Annotated in this window: 7 protein-coding genes; 1 reads left to right on the forward strand and 6 read right to left on the reverse strand. The window is 70.6% G+C overall.

All coding sequences use genetic code 11. From position 1 onward, the window contains the following. On the reverse strand, positions 1–844 hold an 844-nt coding region (locus OOT08_RS02045; protein WP_325090892.1), incomplete at its 3' end, for an APC family permease. 194 nt (positions 845–1,038) lie between these two features. Then, positions 1,039–1,746, reverse strand: coding sequence for a TetR/AcrR family transcriptional regulator C-terminal domain-containing protein (locus OOT08_RS02050; protein WP_325090893.1), 708 nt, complete (start codon positions 1,744–1,746; stop codon positions 1,039–1,041). A gap of 220 nt (positions 1,747–1,966) precedes the next feature. Here OOT08_RS02050 and OOT08_RS02055 point away from each other — a divergent pair, with 220 nt between their 5' ends. Continuing rightward, complete coding sequence (locus OOT08_RS02055; RefSeq protein ID WP_325090894.1) at positions 1,967–2,443, forward strand: DUF4442 domain-containing protein; 477 nt, start codon at positions 1,967–1,969, stop codon at positions 2,441–2,443. On the opposite strand, the gene OOT08_RS02060 is transcribed toward OOT08_RS02055, so the two are convergent. From OOT08_RS02060 to OOT08_RS02075, 4 genes are all read right to left on the reverse strand, one after another. Continuing rightward, the gene (locus OOT08_RS02060; protein WP_325090895.1) at positions 2,440–3,201 is read right to left on the reverse strand and encodes an amino acid ABC transporter ATP-binding protein; all 762 of its coding nucleotides are present in this window, start codon (positions 3,199–3,201) and stop codon (positions 2,440–2,442) included. The genes OOT08_RS02055 and OOT08_RS02060 overlap by 4 nt on opposite strands. Further along, positions 3,201–4,097 carry an amino acid ABC transporter permease gene (locus OOT08_RS02065; RefSeq protein ID WP_442916155.1) on the reverse strand — a complete coding sequence of 299 codons (897 nt, stop codon included), beginning with the start codon at positions 4,095–4,097 and terminating at the stop codon, positions 3,201–3,203. The genes OOT08_RS02060 and OOT08_RS02065 overlap by 1 nt, the downstream gene beginning before the upstream one ends. 40 nt (positions 4,098–4,137) lie before the next feature. Further along, on the reverse strand, positions 4,138–4,968 hold the full coding sequence (locus tag OOT08_RS02070; RefSeq protein ID WP_325090896.1) for an ABC transporter substrate-binding protein: 831 nt from the start codon (positions 4,966–4,968) through the stop codon (positions 4,138–4,140). Between the two features lie 52 nt (positions 4,969–5,020). Continuing rightward, positions 5,021–5,967: amidohydrolase family protein (locus tag OOT08_RS02075; protein ID WP_325090897.1), on the reverse strand; the 947-nt coding region annotated here is incomplete at its 5' end.

Genomic DNA, 5,967 nt, shown 5'->3' on the forward strand with positions numbered 1-5,967 from the left:
AGGCCTGGCCGCCGAGGTGTTCAAAGAGGACGACGCCCGCCGCGTCCAGCAGCTCCTGCGAGGCGAGGCTCCAGTCGGCGAGCGCGTAGGCGCGGGCCCCGAGCCAGGAGACGACGATGAACAGCAGCCCGCCGATCAGGGTGGTGAAGATGATCGCCAGTGGGATGTGCTTGCGGGGGTTCTTCGCTTCCTCCGACAGTGTGGATACGGCGTCAAAGCCGAGGAAGGACAGGGCGAGCACGGCGGCGCCGGTGAAGATGGGGCTGAAGCCCTCGGCCCCGGGGATAAAGGGCTCAAAGATGCCCGGGGCGTTCGGGTCGCCGACCGCGGCCTTGATCGCGAGGAACGCGAACACCCCGATCGCGGCGAGGGACGCGGCGATGACGACGAGGTTGACCTTGTTGACCAGGGTGATGCCCAGCAGGTTGAAGACCAGCACGCCGAGCAGGCAGGCCAGCATGAAGACCCAGTCCGGCACGGTGGGAAACTGGGTGCCGAGGTACAGCCCGAGGATCATAAAGTTGATCATGGGGATGAACAGGTAGTCCAGCAGCAGGATCCAGCCGGTCAGGAAGCCGACGCCGCCGCCGAAGGCCTGCTGGGTGTAGGTGTATGCCGAGCCCGCGACGGGGTAGCGGCGCACCATTGCGGCGTAGCTGCTCGCGGTGAAGAGCATCACGATGACCGCGACCACGTAGGACAGCGGGAGGCGGCCCTCGGTGATCTGGTTGACGATCCCGTAGGTGGTGAACACGGTCGTCACCGCCATGTAGGACAGCCCGAACGCGAGCAGCCCCGCGAACCCGATCGACCGGCGCAGCGCGGGGCCCTGGTTTCTCGACACGATACATCTCCTTCGATATATGACTTCCCGCAGTGAACGCTGTTCACACAGGGTGCCCTGATCGTAAAACGAGACGGGGTGACTGTCAAACGCGCGATCATTCCGGCGTGGCAGCCCGGCGTGACAGCCCGGCGCCGCGGGCGCGCGGAAGCCCGGCCGCTGCCGAGCCTGCGCCCGCGCGAGGCGGGGCGGCCTCAGCCCTCGCCGGGGCCGCGCTCGGCGAGCTGCGCCCGGAGCGCGGCCAGCAGGAGCCCCAGCCCGGCCTGGAACGCGGCCTCCGCGGCCGAGGTGCCCGCCCGGGCGTTGCGAAGCCGCCGGTCCTCCACCGCCGCCCGGAACGCGGGGGCATCGGCCACCGTGCCCGCGGTCAGGACCTCTTCCTCGGCGGCCAGGTCGAGGGCTGAGCCCAGCAGGAAGGAATCGAAGACGTTCGCGATATCCAGCGCCTCCGCCGGGGTCCACCCCGCCCGGGTGAGCACCCGGATGAGGCCCTCGTAGACCGCAACGGTCTCGGCTTCGTCCGTGAACGGGGTCACCCCCAGCAGCGGCACCGCGTTCGGGTGCCGCGCGAAGACCCCCCGGTAGCGGATGGCCCAGTTCGTCAGGGCCTCGTCCCAGGGCAGTTGCTCGAATTCGTTGCCCGGGTCCGCAACCGACTGGGCGATGTGGGAGCGAATACCGGCGAGCACCCCGGCCTTCCCGGACACGTGCCGGTACAGGGCCGAGGGGCGCACCCCGAGCGCGGCGGCGAGGGCACGCATGTTCAGCGCCTCGGCCCCCGAGCGGTCGAGGATGCGCAGGGCCGAGGTCACGATGCGCTCCCGGGAGAGCGCCCCCGCGGCGGGCGCAGGATCGGTCTCGGGGGTCTTCGCTCCCGGTGCTGCGCGTCGCTGCGACGTCATTGCCTCTGGCTCCTCTCGGCCGTCCCGAGACAGGCTCTCACACTTCTCCGGCCCGGGCGCAATCGGGCCTGGGGCCCCGGGCCGCGTCCCCGCCGCGCCGGGCCCGGCCGCTGGCGCGCTTGTCGGCCCCCTCCACCCGGGGCCCGCCCCGGGCCGCCCCGGGTTCACCTTCCGCACAGCCGAGCCCCCGATTTCGCGTCCGAGCCGCGAGAATACCGGCATGGCCGTTCACTTCAGCGCACACGCTCTCCGCCGCGGCATGTGGCTCTGGCCGCCGTTTCTCGGCGCGGGGATCAGCGTCATCGAACTCGACAAGGACTTCACCCGGCTCACCTCACGGTTGCGCAGTTCCCGGCTCTCCCGGAACAACCAGGGCACCCAGTTCGGCGGCTCGATCCTGTCCCTGACCGACCCCTTCTTCGCGATCATGCTCCTGCATCACCTCGGCAAGGACCACTACGTGTGGGATCGTGCGGTCGAGGCCGAGTTCATCGCGCCCGGGCGCACCGCGCTCACCGCCCACTTTGCGGTGACCCCGGAGCTCGTGGCCGAGATCCGGGAGGCCGCCGCGACCGGCGAGAAGGTGCTGCGCTGGCTCGAGGTCGACGTGACCGACGCCGCGGGGGACGTGGTCGCCCGGGTCCGGAAACAGCTCTATATCCGACAGCGCAAGCACCTGCGCGCGAACGCGACCTAGGCGAGCGGGTCGCGCAGCCGCGACAGGAACTCGCGGGTGTCCGGGTGCTGCGGGTCGTCGAAGAGCTGCTGCGGCGACCCCGACTCGATGATCCGGCCGTCCTTGAGGAACACGACCCGGTCCGCGACGCGGCGGGCGAAGCTCATCTCGTGCGTCGCCATCACAATCGTGCTCCCCGAGGCCTTCAGCTCGCGGACCAGGTCGAGCACCTCGCCGACCAGTTGCGGGTCGAGGGCGCTCGTGATCTCGTCCAGGAGGAGCAGCTCGGGGTCCGTCGTGAGCGCACGCACGATGGCGACCCGCTGCTGCTGTCCGCCCGACAGCCGATCCGGGTAGTCTTTCGCTTTGTCCTGCAGTCCAATCCGGGTGAGCAGCTCCCGTCCGCGCCGCTCGGCCACCTCTCGCTTCTCGCCGAACACCTTGCGGCTCGCGAGCGTCACGTTGTCGAGCACGGTGAGGTGCGGGAACAGGTTGTAGTGCTGGAAGACCACGCCGATGCGGGCGCGGACGCGGTCCACGTCCACGCGCGGATCGGTGATGTCGTCGCCCGCGAGAAAGATTTGGCCGTCGTCCACCCCCTCCAGGAGGTTGACGGTTTTCAGCAGGGTCGATTTGCCGGAGCCGGAGGCCCCGATCAGGACGACGACCTCGTGGGCGGACACGCCGAGGTCGATCCCCCGGAGGACGGGGGTCTCCCCGAACCACTTGTGCACGCCGCGCACCCGGAGCACGGGGGTGGCAGGACTGGTGTCCAGCATCAGACGGTGCCTCCGATCTGCTCGCGGCGTTGTTGCCGCGCGGTCACCCAGTCCGTGATGCGGATCACCGGCAGGGCCAGGAGCACAAACAGGATGCCCGCCACGACGTAGGGGGTGAAGTCGTAGTTCTTGGCGACCGCGATCTGCGCGGCGCGGATCGCGTCCACGGCCCCGAGCACGGAGATCAGGCCCACGTCCTTCTGCATCGAGACGAAGTCGTTCATGAGCGCCGGGGTGACCTTGCGCACGGCCTGCGGGAGCACCACGAGCCGCAGCGTCTTGCCGTGGCTGAGCCCCAGGGAGCGCGCCGCCAGCCGCTGGGAGGGGTGCACGGCCTCGATGCCCGCGCGGAGCACCTCGGCGACGTAGGCCGAGTAGCAGAGGATGAGGGCGATCGTGCCCCAGAAGGCGGCGGGCATCCGGGCGAAGAGATCGAGACCCGGCAGGCCGAAGCCGACGAGGTAGAGCACGAGCAGCACGGGGATGCCGCGGAACAGGTCCGTGTATCCCGCGGCGAGGAGCCGGATCGGGGTGAAGACGGGGCCGCGCAGGGTGCGGGCGACCGCGAGCAGGGTGCCGAAGATCGCGACGCCGATCGCGGCGACAACGAGCACGCGCACGTTGAGCCACAGCCCCTGCAGGATCTTCGGGAAGGAGGCAACCGCGCTGTCCCAGTCGAGGAACGAGGCCTGGACGCGCGGCCAGCCCGGGCTCGAGGTGAGCGCGAACACGGCCACGGCCGCGAAGACCAGCGTCGAGACGACGCTGATGAGCACGGAGCGGGTGTTCTGGCGACGACGAACCTCGCGCCGCCCCACCTCGATCAGCGAGGGTTCGGGGCGGCGCACGGCGGCGGGAGTGGCGGAGCCGGGTCGTTCTTCGGCTGCTGGGGTCACGTCTGGGGGACGGCTTTCTCTGGTGGGGGCGGGCGGTGGCTTAGCCGAGGACGGGCGCGCCCTGTTCGGCCAGCCACTCCTCGGCGATCGCGTCGAGGGTGCCGTTGTCGCGCAGGGTGTCCACCGCGGCGGTGACCTTCTCGGTCAGCGGGGAGTCCTTGGGCAGCAGGATAGCGAGCTCGTCGCCGCCGGAGGTGGACCCGTCCAGCTGGCCGACGATCTTCCCGTCGGTGACCTGGCCGGAGTCCACGATGAAGAAGGAGGTCGGCAGGTCGGTCACGAGGGCGTCGATCTGCCCGGCGTTCAGGGCCTGGATCGCGTCGTCGTTGCTGTTGAAGACCTGCACCTCTTCGGTGGGGTCGATGGCCTCGGTCACCGAGTCGAGGCTCGTGCTGCCGGAGGCGACGCCGATCTTGGCGCCCTTCAGGTCGGCCGCGGTGGTGGCGTCCGCGAAGGCCGTGCCCGAGGTGGCCACGACGGCCTGGGTGGTCACGAAGTAGGGCGAGGAGAAATCAACGGCCTTGCGGCGCTCCTCGGTTGCCGAGTACTGCTGGAGGTTCAGGTCGAAGTCCTTCGCGCCGGGAGCGATCGCGGCGTCGAAGCTCGTCCGGATCCAGGTCACGTCCTCCTTGGCAAAGCCCAGCTCCTCGGCGACGGCGTAGGCGACGGCGGACTCGAGGCCCTTGCCGTTCTCGGGGCTGTCGTCAATCACCCACGGCGAGTAGGCGGGCTCACCCGTGGCGACGGTGAGCGTCCCCGGGGTGACCGTCTCGGACGCGTCCTCGGAGGAGGAGGGCGACGCGCATCCGGTCAGGACGAGCAGCGCGGCTGCGGTTGCGGCGATGGCGCCGAATCGGGTTGAGCGAAGCATGTGAGTCTCCTGCGGTGCTGATGAAACGGGTGGGTGACGGATCAAGCTTAGGCTACGGCGTGGCGGCGGGCGGCGCGGATGTCGCCGTGTGACGCGCGAAGCGCTCGGTGCCCGAGATGACGGTGCGCACGCAGCGCCCGCCGCCGCCCTCGACGAGCTCGGCGAGCGTCTCGTCCGGGTCCTCCCCGGACACCTCGAAGAAGGCGAGGTCCGCGAGCGCGCCGACGACGAGCTGGCCGACGCGGTTTTTCCCCACGTTCAGGCCGAGCGCGGCGGCCCCGCCCAGCGTCGCGGCCGCGAAGAGCCGCGCGTGCAGGTCTCGCTCGGCGTAGCCCTGCGTCCGGGCGACCCGGTAGAGGGCCGCCACGTCGTCGAGGAGGTCGAGGCTCGGCGAGGAGGAGAGCGAGTCGGTGCCGACCGCGATCGGGCTGCCCTCCCGGAGATAGGCGGCGACGGGGGGCATATCGAGGCCGATGATCTCGTTGGACCTCGGGCAGAGCGCGACGCTCGTGCCGCGCGCCCGGAGCAGGGCGCGGTCGCCCGCGCTGACGTACACCCCGTGCGCGATGTGGCAGTCGGGGCCGAGCACGCCGAGGTGGTCGACGAACTGGGTGGAGGACACCCCGATCCCGCGCGAGCGCAGCGCCCGGAAGCTCTCCGCGCCGAGCTCCGGCCACTCGGTGTGCCCCGCGTTGCGCTCCCGCTCCATGTGGGCCTCGGCAAGGTGGATGTGCAGGCGCATGTCCCGCTCGCGCACGAGGTCCGGGATGTCGAGCAGGGGCTGCACGTCGAGCGAGTAGGGGGCGTGCGGGGAGACCCCGGCCCCGGGCGGGGTGGGGATCCGAGTGATCTGGTCGATGACCGCGTCCCGGGCCTCGATGGTCCAGTCCTCGTTGCTCTTGCCGTAGACCTCCCAGTAGGCGATCCCGTGCAGGCCCGCGTCGTGCAGGGCGCTCAGGGCGGGCTCGTCCGTGACCACATCGGCCACGCAGGTGACCC

The sequence above is a fragment of the Leucobacter sp. M11 genome (assembly GCF_035726885.1).
In the GTDB taxonomy this organism is placed as follows: Bacteria; Actinomycetota; Actinomycetes; order Actinomycetales; family Microbacteriaceae; genus JAPFRB01.